This window comes from Rhizobium sp. C104, assembly GCF_022354505.1.
Classification (GTDB): Bacteria; Pseudomonadota; Alphaproteobacteria; order Rhizobiales; family Rhizobiaceae; genus Rhizobium; species Rhizobium redzepovicii.
In genome coordinates this window covers 198,822-219,741 of sequence record NZ_CP092349.1, presented here as the reverse complement: position 1 = coordinate 219,741, position 20,920 = coordinate 198,822, and the positions used below count along the sequence as shown (strand labels likewise).

Sequence of the window (20,920 nt, the reverse complement as noted above, 5' to 3'; positions counted from 1 at the left end):
GAAACGAAGATCCGCGAAACATTCGTTTGACATTCGTATTCCTTTCGTTTTAACTGCCCTCACTTTCGCAATCGCGCAATTTTTGTGCGATGCGAAATCCGCAGCGGGCTCGGAGGGGATATTGGGCCGAGAGATCTACGACATATTCGTCATCGGTGGCGGCATCAACGGCTGCGGCATTGCGCGCGATGCCGTCGGGCGCGGTTATTCCGTGGCGCTGGCCGAGATGAACGATTTCGCCTCCGGCACCTCATCCGGCGCTACGAAGCTGATCCATGGCGGGTTGCGGTATCTCGAGCACTACGAATTTCGCCTGGTGCGCGAATCGCTGATGGAGCGCGAAATCCTCTGGGCGATGGCGCCGCACATCATCTGGCCGCTGCGCTTCGTGCTGCCTTACCACAAGGGCGGCATCCGGCCGGCTTGGCTGATCCGGCTCGGCCTCTTCCTCTACGATCATCTCGGCGGCCGCAAGCTGCTGCCGGCGACTGCGGTGCTCGACATGCGCCGCGACCCGGCCGGCAAGCCGCTGAAGGCGCTATTCGCCAAGGCTTTCGAATATTCCGACGGCTGGGTCGATGATGCCCGCATGGTGGTGCTGAACGCCCGCGATGCCGCCGACAAAGGGGCGACCATCATGCCGCGCACCAAGGTGATGTCGGCAAGGCGCGAGAACGGCCTCTGGCACATCGAGACCACCGATACGGTGACCGGCCGCAATGACAGCCACCAGGCCCGCATGCTGGTCAATGCCGCCGGCCCCTGGGTCGATCATGTCATCCGCTCCGCCTTTGGTCAGAACGAAGCTCACCATGTCCGCCTCGTCCAGGGCAGCCATATCGTCGTGAAGAAGAAGTTCGACGACCCTCGCGCCTATTTCTTCCAGAATCCCGACAATCGCATCATCTTCGCCATTCCCTATGAGGGCGAGTTTACCCTGATCGGCACCACCGATCGCGATTACACCGCTGATCCCAGGGATGTCAGGATCTCCGAGGAGGAGACCGTCTATCTCTGCAATGCCGCCTCGGAATATTTCAAGGAGCCGGTCAGGCCGGAGGATATCGTCTGGACCTATTCGGCGGTCCGGCCGCTTTATGACGACGGCGCCTCGAAGGCGCAGGAGGCTACGCGCGACTACGTGCTGAAGCTGGAGGGCGAAGGAAATGCCGCGCCGCTGCTCAACGTGTTCGGCGGCAAGCTCACCACCTATCGCCGGCTTTCCGAACATGCGCTGGAGAAGATCGGCGCTGCGATCGGCGTCAAGGGCGCCCCGTGGACGGCCAAAAGCCATCTGCCCGGCGGTGACTTCCCGGTCCGAGGATACGATGCCGAGGTCGCCGATCTGAAACGGCGCTATCCGTTCCTCGCCGATCGGCATGCCCGCCGGCTGGTGCGCCGCTACGGCACGAGGACAAAGGCACTGCTCGGGGAAGCCCGTAGCCTCGACGATCTCGGACGGCTCTTCGGCGGCGATCTCTACGAGGCCGAGGTCACCTATCTCGTCGAACATGAATGGGCCCGGCACGCCGAAGACGTGCTGTGGAGAAGGACAAAGGATGGTCTGCGCCTTTCGAAGGAGCAGGCTCAGTCACTGGAGGAGTACATGGCTGCCATACCGGCGATGGTCGGATAGGCGGCGTGTGGTCCCCGCTGCGTGGAGGCACGGGAACAGGAATGCTGGAACTGCGGAAGGCCGCAAAGATGGTGGGAGGAGACTATCATATCCACCCGACCGATCTTGTTTTTGAAAGAGGAACGCTGAACGTTCTGCTTGGGCCGACCTTGTCGGGCAAGACCTCGTTGATGCGTCTGATGGCCGGTCTTGATCGACCGACAACCGGTACGATCCATTTTGATGGTGCTGACGTGACAGGTATGCCTGTCCAGAAGCGCAACATCGCTATGGTCTACCAGCAGTTCATCAACTATCCGGCATTGACGGTCTACGAGAATATTGCCTCGCCCCTGCGGATTGCCGGCAAGGACGCCAAGGTCATTGATCTGGAGGTGCGCAAGGCTGCCGAACTTCTGAAACTCGGTCCCTATCTCGATCGCACGCCGCTCAACCTCTCCGGTGGCCAGCAGCAGCGCACCGCGCTTGCCCGTGCACTCGTGAAGAATGCGAGCCTTGTTTTGATGGACGAGCCGCTTGCCAACCTCGACTACAAGCTGCGTGAGGAACTGCGGCAGGAATTGCCGCGGATCTTCGCGCTGTCCGGCGCGATCTTCGTCTATGCCACGACGGAACCCTCCGAAGCCCTGCTGCTCGGCGGCAATACGGCAACGCTTAGCGAGGGCCGGATCACGCAGTTCGGCCCGACGGTCGAGGTCTATCGCCATCCGCTCGATCTGACGACGGCGAAAACCTTTGCCGATCCGCCGCTGAATTTCATTGATCTGGTCAAATCGGAAGGCAATTTCCTGCGCGACGGCGCTCTGATTTTTGCGGTGCCGCCGCATCTTCAGAATGTGCCGGACGGGCCGGCAACCATAGCGTTTCACCCGCATCATCTTGCACCAACAGCTCAGACGGCTGCTTCGGCGCGAATGACGGCGCGAACACAGGTTTCGGAGATCACCGGGTCGGAAAGTTTTGTCCACCTGCAATTTGCCGACACCCGCTGGGTGATGCTTGCGCACGGCATCCACAATATCGAGCCGGACACGGACATCTCCGTTTTCATCGATACACGCCACCTGATGGCTTTCGGCGCGGACGGCCGGGCGATCACCACCGCCAGGCAAGGGGGCTAGGAGAAAATCATGGCACGTATCACCCTCGATCATATTCGCCATGCCTATGGGCCGAACCCGAAGAGCGAGAAGGACTACGCTCTCAAGGAAGTGCATCACGAGTGGAACGACGGCGGCGCCTATGCGCTGCTCGGACCTTCGGGCTGCGGAAAAACCTCGCTGCTCAATATCATTTCCGGCCTCATTCAGCCGTCCGAAGGGCGGATTCTCTTCGACGGGCAGGACGTTACGAACCTGCCGACGCAACAGCGAAATATCGCGCAGGTCTTCCAGTTTCCGGTCATCTACGACACGATGACGGTTTACGACAACCTCGCCTTTCCCCTGCGAAACCGCGGCGTGGCCGAGGCGGATGTCGACCGGCGCGTCCGCGAAATCCTCGAAATGATCGATCTTGCCGGCTGGGCCAAGCGGCGCGCGCGAGGCTTGACGGCGGACCAAAAGCAGAAGATTTCACTCGGCCGCGGCCTCGTTCGCTCGGATGTGAACGCCATTCTCTTTGACGAGCCGCTCACTGTTATCGATCCGCATATGAAATGGGTGCTGCGATCGCAGCTGAAGCGCCTGCATAAGCAGTTCGGTTTTACCATGGTCTATGTCACGCATGACCAGACGGAAGCGCTGACCTTCGCCGACAAAGTCGTGGTGATGTATGACGGCGAGATCGTGCAGATCGGCACTCCGGCCGAACTCTTCGAGCGTCCGAGCCATACCTTCGTCGGCTACTTCATCGGTTCGCCGGGCATGAATTTCATGCCGGCCAAGGTGGAGGGCAGTACGGTTCGGGTCGGCGAGCACGCGCTGACGCTCGACTATGCGCCAAAGACGTCGACAGCGGCCAAGGTAGAGCTTGGAATCCGGCCCGAATTTATCCGGGTCGGCCGCGAGGGTATGCCTGTGACGGTCAGCAAGGTGGAAGATATCGGCCGGCAGAAGATCGTCCGCGCACAGTTTGCCGGCCAGCCGATCGCGATCGTCGTTCCTGAGGACGAGGAAATTCCGGCTGATCCCCGAGTGACCTTCGAGCCATCGGGCATCAGTATCTATGCCGACTCTTGGCGCGCCGGACGGGAGGCTTGATCATGGAAAAAACCTGGAACAACAAAGCCTGGTTTCTGGTTCTGCCAGTCCTCGTGCTGGTGGCTTTCTCGGCTGTCATTCCCTTGATGACGGTTGTGAACTATTCCGTTCAGGACACTTTCGGAAACAACCAGTTCTTCTGGAACGGAACAGACTGGTTTGTCGAAATCCTGCATTCCGACCGTTTCTGGGCCGCCCTGCAGCGAAACCTGATTTTTTCGTTGATCATCCTCGCCCTGGAGATTCCGCTTGGCATCTTCATTGCTCTAAACATGCCGAAATCAGGTATCGGCGTGCCGGTATGCCTGGTTCTGATGGCACTGCCGCTGTTGATCCCGTGGAATGTGGTCGGCACGATCTGGCAGGTGTTCGGCCGCAACGACATTGGTTTGTTCGGCTATTACGTCAACGCCCTCGGCATCGATTACAACTATGTGCAGGATCCGCTCGACGCCTGGGTGACGATCATCATCATGGATGTCTGGCATTGGACGAGCCTCGTCGTCTTGCTCTGCTATGCCGGCCTCGTTTCCATTCCGGATGCTTTCTATCAGGCAGCCAAAATCGACGGTGCGTCCCGTTGGGCGGTGTTCCGCTATATCCAGCTGCCGAAGATGAAGCGCGTTCTTCTGATCGCCGTGCTGCTGCGTTTCATGGATAGTTTCATGATCTACACCGAGCCTTTTGTCGTCACGGGCGGCGGTCCGGGCAACTCGACCACTTTCCTGTCGATCGATCTGGTCAAGACCGCCCTGGGACAGTTTGACCTCGGTCCGGCCGCTGCCATGTCGCTGATCTATTTCCTGATCATCCTGCTGCTTTCGTGGGTGTTCTACACCGTCATGACCAGCCACGACGCGGAGAATTGAAATGAGCGCCTCCAACGAAACGACAGCGAGCCGAAACGTCCCGGGCGTTACCAGTGTCGCGAGCGGTCTCTCCGCCGATGAGGTCAGCCGTCTGATGCGCCGGCGCGGCGAAGAATCGCGCTGGTGGTGGCTGGTTCCGACCATCTATATCATCGTGCTGCTGCTGCCGATCTATTGGCTCGTCAACATGAGCTTCAAGACCAATGCGGAAATCGTCAATTCTCTGACGCTTTATCCTCATAACCCGACGATCGCCAATTACGTGACGATCTTCACGGAAAAGGCGTGGTATTCCGGCTATATCAATTCGATCAGCTATGTCGTCATGAACATGGTGATTTCGGTGGCAGCCGCGCTGCCGGCGGCCTATGCCTTCTCCCGATATCGGTTCCTCGGCGACAAGCACCTGTTCTTCTGGTTGCTGACCAACCGGATGGCGCCGCCGGCAGTCTTTGCCCTGCCGTTCTTCCAGCTTTACTCGGCCTTTGGACTGATCGATACGCATATCGCCGTGGCATTGGCGCATTGCCTCTTCAACGTCCCGCTGGCGGTCTGGATCCTTGAAGGCTTCATGTCCGGCGTGCCGAAGGAAATCGACGAGACGGCCTATATCGATGGCTATTCGTTCCCGCGGTTCTTCCTGAAAATCTTCACGCCGCTGATTGCGAGCGGCATCGGTGTCGCCTGCTTCTTCTGCTTCATGTTCTCTTGGGTCGAGTTGCTGATTGCACGCACGCTGACGACGACCGACGCGAAGCCGATCGCCGCCACCATGACCCGCACCGTCTCTGCATCCGGCATGGATTGGGGCCTGCTCGCCGCCGCGGGTGTTCTGACCTTGATCCCAGGGGCGCTGGTGATCTGGTTTGTGCGCAATTACATCGCCAAGGGCTTCGCCCTGGGGAGGGTTTGATGAGCTTTTCGCTTCCCGATTTTTCATGGATGGCATGGACCTGGCCGACGGCCGCTTTCTTCATCGTCATCGTATTGCTGCTGATCGGCATGGGTGTCTGGGAGTATGCCGTGCCGGGCGGCAATCCGCGGATCGGAATCCTGCGCTTCGAGACGACGCGCGGTGACCGACTTTTCCTTTCGCTGCTCGGCAGCGCCTTTATCCATCTTGCCTGGCTTGGTCTCGCGGGATCAAGCCTCTGGTGGGCTCTCGCTCTCTCCGTGGTCTACGCCATCGGCGTATTCCGTTACGTGTGAGGCAAACTGATGCAGACGGCCGGGGATTTTTCTGGTCGCCTGAGACGTGAAGACTGCAATCGCAAACCCTGGGAGGATATTATGCGAAGGCATTTATTGACGACGACAGCAGCGGTACTGCTGGCCATGACCGGGTCGGCCTATGCCGGCATGGACGAGGCAAAGACTTTCCTGGATAAAGAGGTCGGCGACATGTCGACGCTCTCTCGCGCCGACCAGGAAAAGGAAATGCAGTGGTTCGTCGATGCTGCGAAGCCCTTCGCCGGCATGGAGATCAAGGTCGTTTCGGAAACGTTGACCACCCACCAGTATGAGTCCCAGGTTCTGGCTCCGGCCTTTACTGCGATCACCGGGATCAAGGTCACTCACGACGTCATTCAAGAGGGTGACGTTGTCGAGAAGATCCAGACTCAGATGCAGACCGGTCAGAATCTTTATGACGGCTGGGTCAACGACTCCGACTTGATCGGTACGCATTGGCGCTATCAGCAGGTGCGCAACCTGACCGACTGGATGGCCGGCGAAGGCAAGGACGTTACCAACCCCGGCCTCGATATCGACGACTTCATCGGCACCAAGTTCACGACGGCACCGGACAAGAAGCTCTACCAGCTTCCCGACCAGCAGTTCGCCAACCTCTATTGGTTCCGCTACGACTGGTTCAACGACGAGAAGAACAAGGCCGACTTCAAGGCGAAGTACGGCTACGACCTCGGCGTTCCGGTCAACTGGTCGGCCTATGAGGACATTGCCGAATTCTTTACCGGCCGTGACGAGAACGGCAAGAAGGTCTTCGGCCACATGGACTACGGCAAGAAGGACCCGTCGCTCGGCTGGCGCTTCACCGACGCCTGGCTTTCGATGGCCGGCAACGGCGACAAGGGCCTGCCGAACGGTCTTCCGGTCGACGAATGGGGTATCAAGGTCGACGAGAAGTCGCGTCCCGTCGGCTCGTGCGTCGCTCGCGGCGGTGACACCAACGGCCCGGCTTCCGTCTACTCGATCCAGAAATATCTCGATTGGTTGAAGGGCTATGCACCGCCGGAAGCTCAGGGCATGACCTTCTCGGAATCCGGTCCGGTGCCGGCACAGGGTAACGTCGCGCAGCAGATCTTCTGGTACACGGCCTTTACTGCAGACATGGTCAAGCCTGGCCTGCCTGTCATGAACGAAGACGGTACGCCGAAATGGCGCATGGCACCGAGCCCGCATGGCGTTTACTGGAAAGACGGCATGAAGCTCGGCTATCAGGACGTCGGCTCGTGGACGCTGATGAAATCGACCCCGACGGACCGTGCGAAGGCCGCCTGGCTCTATGCACAGTTCGTGACCTCGAAGACGATTGACGTGAAGAAGAGCCAGCTCGGTCTCACCTTCATTCGCGAATCCACCATTCGCGATAAGAGCTTTACGGAGCGTGCTCCGAAGCTCGGCGGTCTGATCGAGTTCTATCGTTCGCCTGCGCGTGTTCAGTGGTCGCCAACCGGCACCAACGTTCCCGATTATCCGAAGCTGGCTCAGCTTTGGTGGCAGGCAATCGGCGATGCGTCTTCCGGTGCGAAGACACCGCAGGAAGCCATGGATTCTCTTTGCGGCGAGCAGGAGAAGGTCATGGGCCGTATCGAGAAATCGGGCGTCCAGGGCGATATCGGCCCGAAACTGGCCGAAGAGCATGATCTCGCTTATTGGAACGCGGATGCGGTGAAGAAGGGCAACCTTGCGCCGCAGCTGAAGATCGAGAACGAGAAGGAAAAGCCGGTCACCGTCAACTACGACGAACTCGTCAAGAGCTGGCAGTCGAAGTAAGGCGGACCTCGGCCGGAGGCAACGAGGCTTCCGGCCGTCACTTCCTGCCACCGGCCACGGCCGGTGGCACCCACAATCTTTCTCTCATGAAATCTCCGCATCCGCCCTCCTTGCCGGGCGGAGCGGTTTCGTGCGAGCCGGAGACGGATATGAGCGGCTATATTCTTTCAATTGACCAGGGCACGACGTCGTCGCGCGCGATCATCTTCGATGGCGGCATGAAAATGGCCGCCTCGGCCCAGGCGGAGATCACCCAATATTACCCGCAGCCCGGTTGGGTGGAGCATGACGCCACTGAGATCTGGCAGTCCGTCGTCGATACGGTGCGCAAGGCGATTGCCGATGCCGGCACGAATGCCGCTGCCATTGCCGCGATCGGCATCACCAACCAGCGCGAGACGGCGGTCGTCTGGGACCGACGGTCGGGCGCGCCGCTTCACCGGGCGATCGTCTGGCAGGACAGGCGCACGGCCGAAATGTGCGAGAGCCTGAAGGCCGACGGATATGAGAAGCTGTTCAGCGCCAAGACCGGCCTGCTGCTCGACCCCTATTTCTCCGGAACCAAACTGCGCTGGCTGCTCGACAATGTCGACGGCCTGCGGGAGAAGGCGGAGGCGGGCGAGGTCTGCTTCGGCACGATCGACAGCTGGCTGATCTACAATCTGACTGATGGTCGTGTGCACGCCACCGATGCGACCAACGCGTCGCGAACCCTCCTTTACAATATCGACGACGGCGTTTGGGACGAGGAGCTGCTTGGCATTCTCGGCATCCCGGCCGTGATGCTTCCCGAAGTCCGGGAATGCGCCGATAATTTCGGCCGTGTCGACAAGGCGCTGTTCGGCGCGGAGCTTCCGATCCTCGGCGTCGCCGGCGACCAGCAGGCGGCGGCCGTGGGCAATGCCTGCTTCGAGCCCGGCATGATGAAATCCACCTATGGCACCGGCTGCTTTGCCCTGCTGAACACCGGCAGGGATCGTGTTTCCTCATCCAACCGGATGCTGACGACGATTGCCTACCGGCTCGACGGCGAGACGACCTATGCACTCGAAGGCTCGATCTTCATCGCCGGCGCCGCCGTGCAATGGCTGCGCGACGGGCTCGGCATCATCGGCCAGGCGTCGGAGGCGGGCGTGCTTGCGGCCAAAGCCGATCCGGGGCAGCAGGTCTATATCGTCCCCGCCTTTACCGGCCTCGGCGCGCCCTACTGGGATCCGGGAGCGCGCGGCGCGATCTTCGGTCTGACGCGAAATAGCGGACCGGCGGAATTTGCCCGCGCCGTGCTCGAATCTGTCGCCTACCAGACACTCGACCTGCTGGTGGCGATGAAGAAGGACTGGGGCGTCAACCAGCTGGAAACCGTGCTGCGCGTCGATGGCGGCATGGCGGCTTCGGATTGGACGATGCAGTGCCTGGCTGACATGACCGGAAATCCCGTCGACCGCTCGGCGATCCGCGAGACGACAGCGCTGGGTGCCGCCTGGCTTGCCGGCTCGAAAGCCGGCATCTGGCCCGGCAGACGGGATTTTGCGCAGGCCTGGGCCTGCGACCGCCGCTTCAGCCCCGCGATGGAAGAGGGCGAACGGCAGGCCAAGATCATCGGCTGGAAGAATGCCGTCTCGCGGATGATTTCGGACGCCTCGGCGGGCTGACACCTGTCCCGTATGGCTTTCTCTTATACGCTGCCGGCGGCTTTCCTGTTGATGAAGCTGAGAGCCAGCACCGCGAAGATCAGCGTTCCCGTGCCGACCTGCTGCCAGTAAAAATTCAGATCGGTCAGCAGCAGCCCGTTGGCGACGATCCCGAGCAGCAGCGCACCGAGAACGGTGCCGGCGACATTCGGCCGTCCGAGCGGGCTGAGCGTCGTGCCGATGAATGTCGCGCCGATGGCGTTCAGCAGGAAGGCATTGCCCGAGGAGGGGATGTAGGTGGTGACGGTCGCGGTCAGGATCAGGCCGGCGATCGCCGCGATCAGCCCGACCAGGATGAAGGTCACCGCGACATGGGCCGGTGCTGCGATGCCGGAATAACGCACGACGCCCGGCTGGATGCCGATCGACAGAATGACGCGGCCAAACCGTGTACGGGCAAAAACGACCGCGACGGCCGCGATGACGACAATGGCAATGGCAAGCGGCGTGGGAAAGCCGCCGATCGCACCGTGGCCGAGGAAGCGGAAGGCTTCCGGCACGCCGTTCGGCGGCAGATAGACCGGATTGCCGCCATTGGTCAGCAATTGCTGGACGCTGCGGCCGATGAACAATGTGCCGAGCGTTGCCAGGAACGGCGACACGCCGATCCCGGAGATCAGAAATGCGTTGAAGGCGCCGACGAACGCTCCGGCCGCCAGCCCCGCGATCGCGGCGATCGCCACCGGCTGTCCGGCAAGCACGAGTGAGACGAAGGCGAAGCTCGCAAAATCCATCGCCGTGCCCACCGAAAGATCGATGCCGCCCGACGCGACCGCGAAGGTCATGGCAATCGAGACGATGACAAGCAGCGTAAAGTTATTGACCAGGATGCTTTGCAGGTTCGCAAGCGTCAGGAATGTCGGCGTTGCCGCGGAAAAGGCGGCAAAGACCGCAATCAGCGCGAGGATCAGCCCATAGCGCAACAGGCCGCCGGTGATAAGGCGCCGCAGGCCTGTCGTTGTGGCGGGGGTAGGGGTCTGGAGCGACATGGTCAGGTCTCCTGCCGGCGCAGCAGCGTGGTCGCGGAAACGACGATGAGAATGAGTACGCCCTGGACGCCGCTGACGAGCGTGCTCGATATGTTCAGCAGCTGGAAGCCGTTGGTGAGGAAGCCGACAAGCAACGCCGAAAGCAGCGTTCCTGTGACCGTCGGAACCAGTCGGCGCGAAAAAACCGCGCCGAGCAGGGCCGTCACGACGACAGGCAGCAGCATCTCGCCGGCACCGGTCGTGCTGCCGCTCAGATAGGCAGCGGACAGGATGCCGGCGATGCCGCCGCAAAGGCCGCTGGCGACGAAGGCGCCGGCGAGCAGGCGGCGAAGCGGCAGGCCGGCGGCACGCGCCGCATCAGGAAATTCACCGACGGCATAAAGATGCAGGCCAAGCGGCGTATATTGCACGATCGCCGCCGCAATGGCCGTGAAGCCGAGGAGCACATAGGCAAGAACCGGTATGCCGAAAGGATCCGAAGCCGAAAGCGCCGATAGGAAGGGCGTCGAGGCCGGCAGGACGGTATTGCCGGTCAGCACCAGTTCCAGGCCGGCGACGATATTCATGACGGCAAGCGTTGCGAGGAGCGGCACAATGCCAGCATAGACGACGGCAATGGCATTGACCGAGCCGATCAGCGCGCCGGTAAGGAGCGATGCCGCGATCGCTGTCGCATCGCCATAGCCAAGTTGCGTCAGGCTGGCATAAACGGCGGCGCTGAGGCCCATATTGGCCGCCAGCGACAGGTCGATGCCGCCGGTGACGACATTGGAGCCGCCGGCGATCAGCACGACCGTCAGTCCGATGGCAAGCACGCCCGAGATGGCCGACTGGCCAAGCACGTTGCCGATATTGCCGATGCTGAGGAAATAGGGCGCGGTCAACGAGAAGATCGCCAGGATGGCGGCAAAAGCGATGAGCGATCCGAAGCGCAAAGTCGCAGCCGCAAGATTGCCGGCCGGCCGGGCCGGCGGCTCAGCAGCGGCAAAACCGGAAGGCGCGAATTCAATTTCAGCCGACATGGCGCTGTCCCTTAGATGATCCGGTCGATTGCGCCAACACGGCATCCGCGCTGGTTTCCGACGAGATGAATTCGCGCGCCACGCGGCCGCGGAAGAGCACGAGGATGCGATCGGTGATGCCGACGAGTTCCGGCAGATCCGAAGACAGCACGATAACGCCGGCGCCGCGCGCCGCGAGTTCGCCAATCAGCCTGTAGATCTCGACCTTGGAGCCGATATCGACTCCAACAGTCGGCTCGTCGAGGAGATAGACCTCGGAGCGGCGGCTCAGCCATTTGGCGATGGCGATCTTCTGCTGGTTGCCGCCCGAGAGCGTTCGCAGCAAAGCATCGCGGCCATTGGTTTTCACCTGGAGCCGCCCAATCAGCGCCTCGACCTCGCTTTGCTCGCGTCTGCGATCGAGAAAGCCGAAACGCGTGAAGCGGGCAAGGCTGGAGAGGCTGATATTTTCCGCGACGCTGAGGTCGAGCGCGACGCCGTGGCGGCGGCGATCTTCCGGTACCAGCGCGATTTCGCGACCGGCTGCCTGCGTTGGATTGGCGAAACGGGCAGGCTTGCCGTTGATTTCGATGCGGCCGGAAACGGGTGTCTCCAGCCCGAAGAGGGTGCGAACCAGCTCCTTTGCGCCGGAGCCGAGCAGGCCGGTGAGGCCGAGCACCTCGCCGCGGCGAAGCGTGAAGCTTATGTCGCTGTATTTTCCCCGCGCCGACAGCTGCTCGACCTTGAGGATCTCCTCACCCGGCGTCACCTCAGGCTTCGGAAACATCTCCTCGATGTCGCGCTCGACCATAAGCCGGGCAATCGCTGCGGCCGACGTGTCCCTGATCGGCAAGGAGGCGACATCAAGCCCGTTGCGCAGCACGGTGACCTGGTCGCAGAGTTCTTCGATTTCGTTCAGATAGTGCGAGATATAGATGATGGTGACGCCTTCGTCGCGCAGCCGGCGGATCAGCCGGAAGAGGATATCGGCCTCGCGGGCCACCAAGGCGGCCGTCGGCTCGTCGAAGATCAGCACCTTCGGCTGATTGAGGAGAGCGCGGGTGATTTGCACGATCTGCTTTTCGGCGGTCGACAATTCGCCGATCAGGGTGCCGTTCGGCAGACGGAGACCGAAATATTCGTTGAGAATATCGGATGCGCGTCGTTGCATCAGACGCCGGTCGAGGAAGGGCGTGCCTGATATCCGCGGTTCCCGGCCGAGGAAGAGGGTTTCGCCGACGGTGAATGTCGGCACCAGCAGCCGGTCCTGGTGAATGAAGTGGATGCCGAGTTCTTCGGCAAGATGCGGCGTCAGCCTGTCGAATATCTGTCCTTCGATTTCGATCCGGCCGTCATCGGGCTGGTGAAGGCCGGCCAGCAGCTTGATCAGCGTCGATTTGCCGGCGCCGTTCTGGCCGACGAGACCGTGAATGGTGCCGCGCCTGACGATCAGCGACGCACCGGCCAGCGCCTGCGCGCCCCCGAATCGTTTGACGATGCCTTCGAAGCGGATGATGTCGTCGCTCGCCGTCACCGGCTGCTTCAAGGAAATGGCCGTCATACGATTTCTCCGGTCATCCTGCCGGGGCGATCCAGCGAGGCTGGATCGCCCATCAGACAAGCTCAGCCGATGCCGAGTTTCTTGGTGACTTCGCCGACATTGGCCTTGTTGGCGATGAGCGCCGGAACATAGGTCTCGCGCGGCAGGGTCTGGCCGGCGAGCAGCTTGGCGATGTTGCGGATGGCGGTGCGGCCGATTTCCGCCGGCTGCTGGGCGACATCGGCGCCGGCCGGCGAATTCGGATCGGCGACAAGCTGCAGAACCTCGGGGCTGCCATCGACGCCGTAGGTACGAATCTCGGTCCGCCCGGCCGCCGCCAAAGCCTGGGTTGCGCCAAGCTGCGGAATATCCCAGGCCGACCAAATCGCCTTGATCGAACCTTTTTCCGGATATTTGTTAAGGATTGCGGTGATCTGGGTGAAGGCGTCCTGCACGGTGTTCGGGATGACGTCGCGCAGTTCCGGCTGGAGGATTTTCACCTTCGGGAAATATTTGACGACATTGACCAGCTGGTCATAGCGGATCGCGCAGGGAGTGACGCCGTAGAAACCGTTGAAGACGACGATATTGCCTTCGCCGCCGATATCGGAGACGAGCTGCAGCGCCAGGTCCTTGCCGATGCCCCAGTTGTCGGAGGTGGTATTGTTGATCGAGTTGGTCGAGCCGACGTCGACGGTCAGAACCGGGATACCGGCGTCACGCGCCTTCTTCAGCCAGGGGTCGATAACGCTGAGCGTGCCGAGGATTTGAACGATCGCATCCGGCTTCTGGGCGATCAGCGTCTGCAACTGCGACACCAGCTTGCCGTCATTGCGCCCGGCATCGACGGCGATCGGCTCGCCGCCGAGGCGTTTTACCTCTTCGATCTGGGCATTATAGGCCTGCAGGTCGAAGAAATGATCGGTGCCGGTCGCGCTGATGGCGATGCGCTTGCCTTTCAGCGACAGCTCTTCGTCTGCTGCCAAAACCGCCTTCTGCCCGACCAGCGAAGCGCCGGCGACGGCGACCCCGGCCGCCGCGGACAGTTTCAACAGGTCTCGTCTTCCGAATCGGCTTCCGGACTTTTCAATGCTCATGACCACTCTCTCCGATTAAATAATTTCTATAAATTAAGTAGACTAATGGAAATGAGGAGAAAGGAATTTCCAAAAAGTCGCTCTCTAAGAAAAAGAGTGAGCGGACGGCATACTTTTCCTGGCCGGGTTTGCCGCAACGATTGATGGTGCGGGACATGGGATAATGGCGGCGACGAACGTCGCCGGAAAATGGACGCTTTCGCGTGAGGGAAGGCCTCCCGTGCCCGGACGGCCTTGTTCAAGCTATTCGTCAAGCGTCTCGCCGAGTTCGGAAAAGTCGATGCCGTGGGTGTCGAACCACCAGTCGGGACTCATCTCGGCGTGACGGTCACGCAGGCGCAGATATTTTGCGCGTAGCCGCTTCTGGCGTTCGACCTCTTCGGTGAGCGTGCCGCCGATCTTGTGGATGCGGCGGAGCAGCTTTCGCAGGACGTATCCCTGCTCCTTGTTGCCCGGCCGGTAGCCGCGTTGCACGATCGTGCATCGTCTTGCTGCGTCCCGTTGACGATCAAGTTGAGACGTTCGGCGCCAAAGCCGACGTCGATGCAGGTTCCGAGCGGATTGACGATGTCCGGTCTCGACGCCATGCTTGTAGAACTCGGTGCAGTATCCGCTGATGCTGCCATCGCTCCAGGTGCATTCCGGATCTGCAACTATGGCCACACCTCCGCGATAGAGCGGCGTCCATTCCATCAGGCGATCGGGATGGATCGTGACATGATCCGGCACGAGCCCCAGCGTTCCCAGAAATTCGAGCCAGAAATCGATGGCGTTGCCGACGGTCATTTCCCTGAAGGAGAAAAAGGCCGAGCATGGTGAAGTGCAGAAGATGCGTTCCATCGCCGATCTCGTCGAGGTCGCCCATGCGCAGGCAGGCCTGGCTGTTTGCGACAGTTCCAATGTAGGAAGGATCGGAGAAGAGGGGTTTATATTGCTGCATGCCGGCGCTGCAGAAGAGCGTGGTGTTACCATGCGGCCGTACGGATGCGATGCGTGTGAAATCGATGCCCTTGAAAAGGCAGAAGTCTCCATAGTGCTGGATCAGGCGTCCCGCGGTGACATAGGCAGCCTCCTTCGTCTTTCGTGTGCCTTCCGGGAAGATAGCGATCTCCCGCACGCGCGGCAATCCGTCTCCATCGGCAACTCGGCAAATCACGGTCTTGATCATTGGGCCACTTGAGACTAAATATAACCTCAAGTGAAAAGGAGCCATTGTCATGATGGGATTTGCTGCCGTTGCCGATGTTCTCGGGCTACCCTCCAGGGAGCCGGCGTCGCGCTCGGCCTTCGGCCTGCTCTCCAGCATCGAGGCGGGATTGCCGGTCAAGGCGCTAGACCGCATGGCGCTGCTTCTGGCGCCTGATGACACCCAGTTCAAATACAAGCTCGTTCCCAAGGCCACTTATGAGCGGCGCAAGTCCAAGCATCGGCTCTCCTCCGACGAGGGCATAAGGCTCGCCCGTCTCGCGCGGGTCTGGGGGCTGGCGCTCGATGTCTGGCAGACCGAGGCGGAGGCGCGGGATTTCCTGTTTCGCCCGCATGCGATGCTGGAGGACAGGCGGCCGATCGATGTCGTCATCCAGAGCGAGATCGGCGGCGAGCTCGTGCTCGATATCCTTGGAAGCCTGAAATACGGCAGCGCTGCGTGAGCGCACAGCTTCTTGACCGAACGCTGACATCCGTCCGCATCGGCGATCCCAACGGAACCTACCCTATCTTCGATGCCACCGGCTCGACTATCGCGCCGGGACGGTGGAACACCTCGGGCAGCCCGATCATCTATACGAGCGAGCACTATTCGACGGCGCTGCTCGAAAAGCTCGTCCATGGCAGCGGTAGGCTGCCGCCCAACCAGCACTATGTCACGATCACCATGCCGCGCGGGCTCAGCTACGAGGTCTTGTCAGAGCCGGCGCTGCCTGGCTGGGACAGTATGCCGGCTTCTGTCAGCAAGGCTTTCGGCGAAAAGTGGTGCCAGGAGAAGCGCAGCGCCATCCTGCTGGTGCCAAGCGTCGTCGCCCGCGTCGACCGGAACGTGCTGATCAATCCGGCCCACCCGGAATTCCGATCGATCACGGTCAGCCTCCACCAACCCGTTTTCTGGGATCGCCGTCTGTTCGGCATGTGATGGGGTGTCGGTCGCAATCGCGCCCTTCCGCGCCGTCACCCTTTACAATGTTGGGATCACACCGTCTGCCGCGGAGCGCGCGCCATTAGTCGGGCATAGGCGATGGCCGAGAGCATGTTGACGTGGTTGGCTTTTCCCGTGCCGGCGATGTCGAAGGCGGTGCCGTGATCGACCGAGACGCGATCGATTGGCAGGCCGAGCGAGACGTTGACCGCCGTCTCGAAGGCCACGAGCTTGATCGGGATGTGGCCCTGATCGTGATATTGGGCAATGACGAGATCGAAGGCGCCGTTATAGGCGCGGGCGAACACCGTATCGGCGGAGATCGGGCCGACGACGTCAATGCCTTTAGCCTGCGCCTGCTCGACGGCGGGTGCCAGGAATTCCATGTCTTCGGTGCCGAAGAGGCCGTTTTCGCCGCAATGCGGATTAAGGCCGGCAACGGCGATGCGCGCCTTCCTGCCGAGACGAAGGAAATGCCCGTGGCCGGCTTCGATGGTGGCGAGAACCCGTTCGGTCTTGGCGCGTTCAATTGCGCCTTTCAGCGAGATATGGGTCGACACATGGATGGTGTTCAGCCGTTCGGAGGCAAGCAGCATGAAGGAGCTCTTCGAACCGGTGAGATGGGCGAGAAGCCCGGTGTGGCCGTCATGGTGGTGGCCGGCCAGATTCATCGCCTCCTTGTTGATCGGGGCGGTGACGATGACATCGGCCTGACCTGACATGGCGAGATCGACGGCGCGGGTGATATAGCGCACCGAGGCGTCGCCGGCGACGGGGCTCACCTTGCCGATCTCCGGCAGGGCCGCGCCGAGCGCAACTTCATCGACGGCAATCCTGTCATTGCCGCCGGCATCTGCAGGCCGGAATGTCAGCCCGGTGCCGCTGACGCGGTTGGCGCGCTCCAGCGCTTCGACATTGCCGACGATGACGAAATCGCGGCGCTCTTGGCTCGGAAGGGCCGCCAAGGCCTTGACGATCACCTCGGGACCGACGCCGGCGGGATCGCCGAGCGTCACTGCGACTTTCGCATTCCTGTCCATCGTCAAAACCCCTTCTAGAACGCGGCTGTGTAAATCGAGCGAATGTCGGCGCGCGTGAGATCGCGCGGATTGTTGTCGAGCAGGCGGCGGATGGCAAAGGCATCGTCGGCCATGGCGTCGAGGTCGCTTTCCGGAACGCCGAGGGCGGAAAGTTTCATCTCGATGCCGAGCTCGGCGCAGAAAGCGTAGGCCGCATCGAAGACGGATGCGATGTTGTCAGAGGTCTGGCACCCAAGCGCCTCCATCACCGCTTTCGTCTTCTCAGGCGCAGACGGCGTGTTGAAGGCAAGCACATGCGGGAAGATCAGCGCATTCGCCGCGCCATGCGCCACATGCCAACGCGTGCCGAGTGGATAGGCGAGCGCATGGCCGCCGGCGGTGTTGACCGGGCCGAGACAGAAGCCGCCGTAAAGCGAGGCGAGCGACAAGCCGGCGCGCGCTTCGGCGTCGTTGCCATCCTTGACGGCGCGGGCGAGATATTTGCCGACCAGTCGCGTTCCCTCGATCGCATAGATATCGACCATCGGGTGGGCCTTGCGGTTGGTGAAGGCCTCGACGCAGTGAGCCATGGCATCGACGCCGGTGGCAGCCGTGGTGCGCGCCGGCACGGTAAAGGTCAAGGCGGGATCGATGACGGCGATGTCGGCCAGCATGTGCAGGCTTTCGACGGCAAGCTTCGCCATCGTCCTGGGATCGGTGACCAGCGCGCGGATGCCGGCCTCGCTGCCGGTGCCCGAAGTCGTCGGCACCTGGGCGAGCGCTACCTTTCGCGGCCCATGCACCTTGTTCGGGCCGACGACATCATGCAGCGTCTGCGCGGAGCCGGCAAGAACGGCGGCAAGTTTTGCCAGGTCCATGGCGCTGCCGCCGCCGAAGCCGACGATCAGCTCGGCATCGGCGCCGTTCGCCGCCGCGAGCACCTTTTCGAGATTGGCCGTATCCGGCTCGGGTGTCACTTCAGAGAAGACGGCGACTTGGCCCGTGAGTTCCAGCACGTCGATGCGTGAGGCGTTGAAAGCGTCGGAGATGACAAGCGTGCGCCTATAGCCTTTTTCGGCAGCCCATTTGCCGAGCTTGCCCGCCGTGCCGATGCCGAATTCGATCAGATGCGGCCGAACGATCGTGATCGGCGAATCCAAGCTGGCCATGAACCAGTCCTCCCTGCAAGATCTAGCGGCAACAATGTCGTCGCCCTCTTTATTGTAAAGTTGTAAGATCAATGTCAAGCTGGCATTCCAAGACGCGGAAATTTTTATCGTTAGGCATATGGTCGGCAAACGTTTTCAAGCGGCGTTACTGCGTCATAATATACAGTAATATCAGTTTGTTAAGTATGTCAGGCGATGGAAATACCTTTTTGAGCACGAAGGGCCGGACGGCCATTCGCGGGCGCACCTCTCTTGTCAATTTCCTGGCGCTGAGCCAGTCTCACGCCGGCGGCCCCGCATCCTTTCGCACGCGATCGGATGCAGGTTTACAATCTTCCCGCTGCCACGTGGTTCAGGGCAGCGATTGCGGAGCGAGACGCACATATTTGATGGCGCGCCGGTAGTAGGTGTAGGCGATATGCAGCGCGCCGTCGCTGCCTTGGATGACCGAGGGATAGGAGAATTCGCGGTTCAGCGAATCCTTCGAATTGTTGCTGAGGCAGAAACCGTCGCCGGTATCGAGATCGACGCGATGCGGAAAACTCTTGCCGCCATCCCTGGAGATCGCAAGGCTGAGCGGCGCCCGCGGAACGCCCCAGACCGCTTTGCGGCCTATATCGGCGACAACAGTGGCCTCTCCTGTCTCGCCGCCCTCGATTTCGTCATAGAGAGACTGGCGCCGAGCATCCGATGTGCTTGCATTCGAATGGTTATAAACCATTGCAATCGCTCCATCATTTAGGACCGTGGCCTGAATCGAGGAGTTGTTGTTCGGCAGTTCGGTCGGCTCGGGCGCGCTCCACGTTTCGCCGCCATCGGACGATCGGCTGGAAAGAATGCTCTCGGCGAAACGATTGCGGTAGAAGGCGATCATGTCGTCGCCGTCGAGCGGCAGAATGTTCATGTGCACGGCGCCAATGCTGTCTGCAATATCGCGCATCTGCCAACTCGCGCCGCCGTCCCGCGAGATCAGCACCGCTGCGGTGTCGGCATCGCCGCTCCAGCGCTGGCCGCTAAGGCCGACGCAGCGAAAGACCGGAAGCAGCCAGTCGCCCTTGCCATTGACGACGATCTGCTGGCGAACGAATGTGCCGGGGCTGTCGCAGAGGATCTTGACCGGGCCGAAGCTTTTGCCGCCGTCATCCGATAGGCGGCATTTGACAACGGAACCGTCCTGATTGCCCGAGGTTTGCGAGGTATAGAGCAGCCAAGTCTTGCCGTCCGGAGCATTGAAAATCAATGGGTTCTGCTCGGATTTCTCCGGATCGTCGCTCATCTTCTCAGGCTCCGACCAGCGCTCGGAGCCCGGGGCCAGCCGCGACATGTAAATCGAAATATCGCCCATGCCCTCCATCGTCCCGCCGAACCAGACGCAGCTCAGCGTGCCGTCGCGCAGAAAGGCGAGATTTGCCGCGTGGTTCTGGATGCAGGGCGAGGGCAGATAGGCATCGGCACGGCCCGCGACAGAGGGATGAGCGGTGATGACCCCGGTCATCAAATCGGGCACGGCTTCGGAAGGCAGGCCGGTAAAATTCATCGCGGATCTCCCCAAGGCAGCTTGGCATAGCTTTCGGCGAGTGCGGCGTAATCCGCCTCGCTCAGCGGCATCAGCGGCGCGCGGGTGCGCTTCCAGGCGGGATTGCCGGTCTTCAGCCCCACCATTGCCTTGATGGTCGGGATCTGGACGTAGGAATTAGAAAGCGTGCGATAGGCGTTGATGCGCGCCTGCGCCGCCTCGACATCGGCGGCGCGCGCCTCGTCACGGACATGGTCATAGACGGTGCGCAGCGAATCCGCCACCAGATTGGAGGTGGCGGTGATGCAGCCGGCGCCGCCGGCCTTCATCAGCGGCAGCAGCAGCGGATCGGCGCCCGCCAGCACCGAAAAGCTGGGATAGGCGGCGATAATGGCCTGCATGTTATTGAAATCGCCGGCAGATTCCTTGATGCCGACGACCGTTTCCGGAAAGGCCGCAATCAGCCGGCCGATCAGCGGAATGGTGAGCGGAACACCCGAAACCTGCGGGATATGATAGAGAATGACCTGCAGACGCGTGTCGGCGACTTTTTCCAGAACCTGTGAGTAGGCAGCGAAGAGGCCGTCGTCGGAGATGCCCTTGTAATAAAAGGGCGGCAGCATCACCACTTTGGTGACACCGAGCGACAACGCGTGCCGGGTCAGTTCCACGGTTTCCGGAATGGCGACGACGCCGGTGCCGGGCAAAAGCCTGTCTGCTGGAATGCCCGCCTTCACAGCCGCCTCCAATATGGCGCGGCGCTCCGCTCCGGAAAAGGAATTGGCCTCGCCCGTCGTGCCGAGCAGGGCCACGCCGTGACATCCCTCGGCCAGCAGTTGCCTGCAATGGTCGATGAAAAGCGCGAGATCCGGCGTATTGTCAGCCGTCAGCGGCGTTGCGGCCGCGCTGAATACGCCTGTGATCCTGTGATGGCTCATTTTCCCCTCCTTCGGCGTGTTCTATCTCGCCGATCCGTGTTCAACCCGTCCGGCTGCGCATCCGATTGTCATGCATCTGCGATGGAGTGCTAAGAACTTTTCCATTGC

At 61.2% G+C, this 20,920-nt stretch carries 18 protein-coding genes and 1 pseudogene; 10 read left to right on the top strand and 9 right to left on the bottom strand.

All coding sequences use genetic code 11. The annotated features are described in order from the left end of the window. Positions 1-121 precede the first annotated feature (121 nt). The 8 genes from glpD (at position 122) to glpK (ending at position 9,373) form a co-directional block, all read left to right on the top strand. On the top strand, positions 122-1,636 hold the full coding sequence (gene glpD / locus MF410_RS24275; protein ID WP_097627826.1) for a glycerol-3-phosphate dehydrogenase: 1,515 nt from the start codon (positions 122-124) through the stop codon (positions 1,634-1,636). A 41-nt stretch (positions 1,637-1,677) separates the two neighbouring features. Further along, positions 1,678-2,757 carry an ABC transporter ATP-binding protein gene (locus tag MF410_RS24270; protein WP_097627825.1) on the top strand — a complete coding sequence of 360 codons (1,080 nt, stop codon included), beginning with the start codon at positions 1,678-1,680 and terminating at the stop codon, positions 2,755-2,757. A 9-nt stretch (positions 2,758-2,766) separates the two neighbouring features. Then, the gene (locus MF410_RS24265; protein WP_097627824.1) at positions 2,767-3,837 is read left to right on the top strand and encodes an ABC transporter ATP-binding protein; all 1,071 of its coding nucleotides are present in this window, start codon (positions 2,767-2,769) and stop codon (positions 3,835-3,837) included. 2 nt (positions 3,838-3,839) lie between these two features. Then, positions 3,840-4,706 (top strand): sugar ABC transporter permease, encoded by an 867-nt coding sequence (locus MF410_RS24260; RefSeq protein ID WP_097627823.1) that lies wholly within the window; start codon positions 3,840-3,842, stop codon positions 4,704-4,706. Position 4,707: 1 nt separating this feature from the next. Next, complete coding sequence (locus tag MF410_RS24255; protein ID WP_003595819.1) at positions 4,708-5,619, top strand: carbohydrate ABC transporter permease; 912 nt, start codon at positions 4,708-4,710, stop codon at positions 5,617-5,619. Then, positions 5,619-5,915 (top strand): DUF2160 domain-containing protein, encoded by a 297-nt coding sequence (locus MF410_RS24250; RefSeq protein WP_054184982.1) that lies wholly within the window; start codon positions 5,619-5,621, stop codon positions 5,913-5,915. The genes MF410_RS24255 and MF410_RS24250 overlap by 1 nt, the downstream gene beginning before the upstream one ends. Before the next feature lie 81 nt (positions 5,916-5,996). Continuing rightward, positions 5,997-7,721, top strand: coding sequence for an ABC transporter substrate-binding protein (locus tag MF410_RS24245; protein ID WP_097627822.1), 1,725 nt, complete (start codon positions 5,997-5,999; stop codon positions 7,719-7,721). A gap of 149 nt (positions 7,722-7,870) precedes the next feature. Next, positions 7,871-9,373, top strand: coding sequence for a glycerol kinase GlpK (gene glpK, locus MF410_RS24240; RefSeq protein WP_097627821.1), 1,503 nt, complete (start codon positions 7,871-7,873; stop codon positions 9,371-9,373). 23 nt (positions 9,374-9,396) lie between these two features. Here the strand turns inward: glpK and MF410_RS24235 are convergent, their stop codons facing one another. From MF410_RS24235 to MF410_RS24215, 5 genes and pseudogenes are all read right to left on the bottom strand, one after another. Then, the gene (locus tag MF410_RS24235; RefSeq protein WP_097627820.1) at positions 9,397-10,401 is read right to left on the bottom strand and encodes an ABC transporter permease; all 1,005 of its coding nucleotides are present in this window, start codon (positions 10,399-10,401) and stop codon (positions 9,397-9,399) included. Positions 10,402-10,403: 2 nt separating this feature from the next. After that, positions 10,404-11,423, bottom strand: coding sequence for an ABC transporter permease (locus MF410_RS24230; RefSeq protein ID WP_097627819.1), 1,020 nt, complete (start codon positions 11,421-11,423; stop codon positions 10,404-10,406). Then, a complete protein-coding gene (locus MF410_RS24225) occupies positions 11,413-12,963 on the bottom strand; it encodes a sugar ABC transporter ATP-binding protein (RefSeq protein WP_097627818.1) in 1,551 nt (516 codons plus the stop codon). Before MF410_RS24225 ends, MF410_RS24230 begins: the two co-directional genes overlap by 11 nt. Positions 12,964-13,025: 62 nt before the next feature. Next, positions 13,026-14,039, bottom strand: a complete 1,014-nt coding sequence (locus MF410_RS24220) for a sugar ABC transporter substrate-binding protein (protein ID WP_097627817.1) — start codon at positions 14,037-14,039, stop codon at positions 13,026-13,028. A gap of 243 nt (positions 14,040-14,282) precedes the next feature. Then, positions 14,283-15,084 (bottom strand): annotated as a pseudogene (locus tag MF410_RS24215) (alanine--tRNA ligase-related protein). 172 nt (positions 15,085-15,256) lie between these two features. Between MF410_RS24215 and MF410_RS24210 the strand changes: the two are divergent. Both MF410_RS24210 and MF410_RS24205 read left to right on the top strand, forming a co-directional pair. Beyond that, on the top strand, positions 15,257-15,688 hold the full coding sequence (locus MF410_RS24210; protein WP_097627816.1) for an antitoxin Xre-like helix-turn-helix domain-containing protein: 432 nt from the start codon (positions 15,257-15,259) through the stop codon (positions 15,686-15,688). After that, positions 15,685-16,167, top strand: a complete 483-nt coding sequence (locus MF410_RS24205; protein WP_097627815.1) for an RES family NAD+ phosphorylase — start codon at positions 15,685-15,687, stop codon at positions 16,165-16,167. The genes MF410_RS24210 and MF410_RS24205 overlap by 4 nt, the downstream gene beginning before the upstream one ends. A 56-nt stretch (positions 16,168-16,223) precedes the next feature. Here the strand turns inward: MF410_RS24205 and pdxA are convergent, their stop codons facing one another. The 4 genes from pdxA to MF410_RS24185 form a co-directional block, all read right to left on the bottom strand. Beyond that, entirely contained in the window at positions 16,224-17,210 is a 987-nt protein-coding gene (gene pdxA, locus MF410_RS24200) for a 4-hydroxythreonine-4-phosphate dehydrogenase PdxA (protein ID WP_097627814.1), read from the bottom strand. Between the two features lie 14 nt (positions 17,211-17,224). Beyond that, positions 17,225-18,358, bottom strand: coding sequence for an iron-containing alcohol dehydrogenase (locus MF410_RS24195; protein ID WP_097627813.1), 1,134 nt, complete (start codon positions 18,356-18,358; stop codon positions 17,225-17,227). Between the two features lie 352 nt (positions 18,359-18,710). Then, the gene (locus tag MF410_RS24190; RefSeq protein WP_097627812.1) at positions 18,711-19,895 is read right to left on the bottom strand and encodes an exo-alpha-sialidase; all 1,185 of its coding nucleotides are present in this window, start codon (positions 19,893-19,895) and stop codon (positions 18,711-18,713) included. Beyond that, on the bottom strand, positions 19,892-20,812 hold the full coding sequence (locus tag MF410_RS24185) for a dihydrodipicolinate synthase family protein (protein ID WP_097627811.1): 921 nt from the start codon (positions 20,810-20,812) through the stop codon (positions 19,892-19,894). The genes MF410_RS24190 and MF410_RS24185 overlap by 4 nt, the downstream gene beginning before the upstream one ends. Between the last annotated feature and the right edge of the window lie 108 nt (positions 20,813-20,920).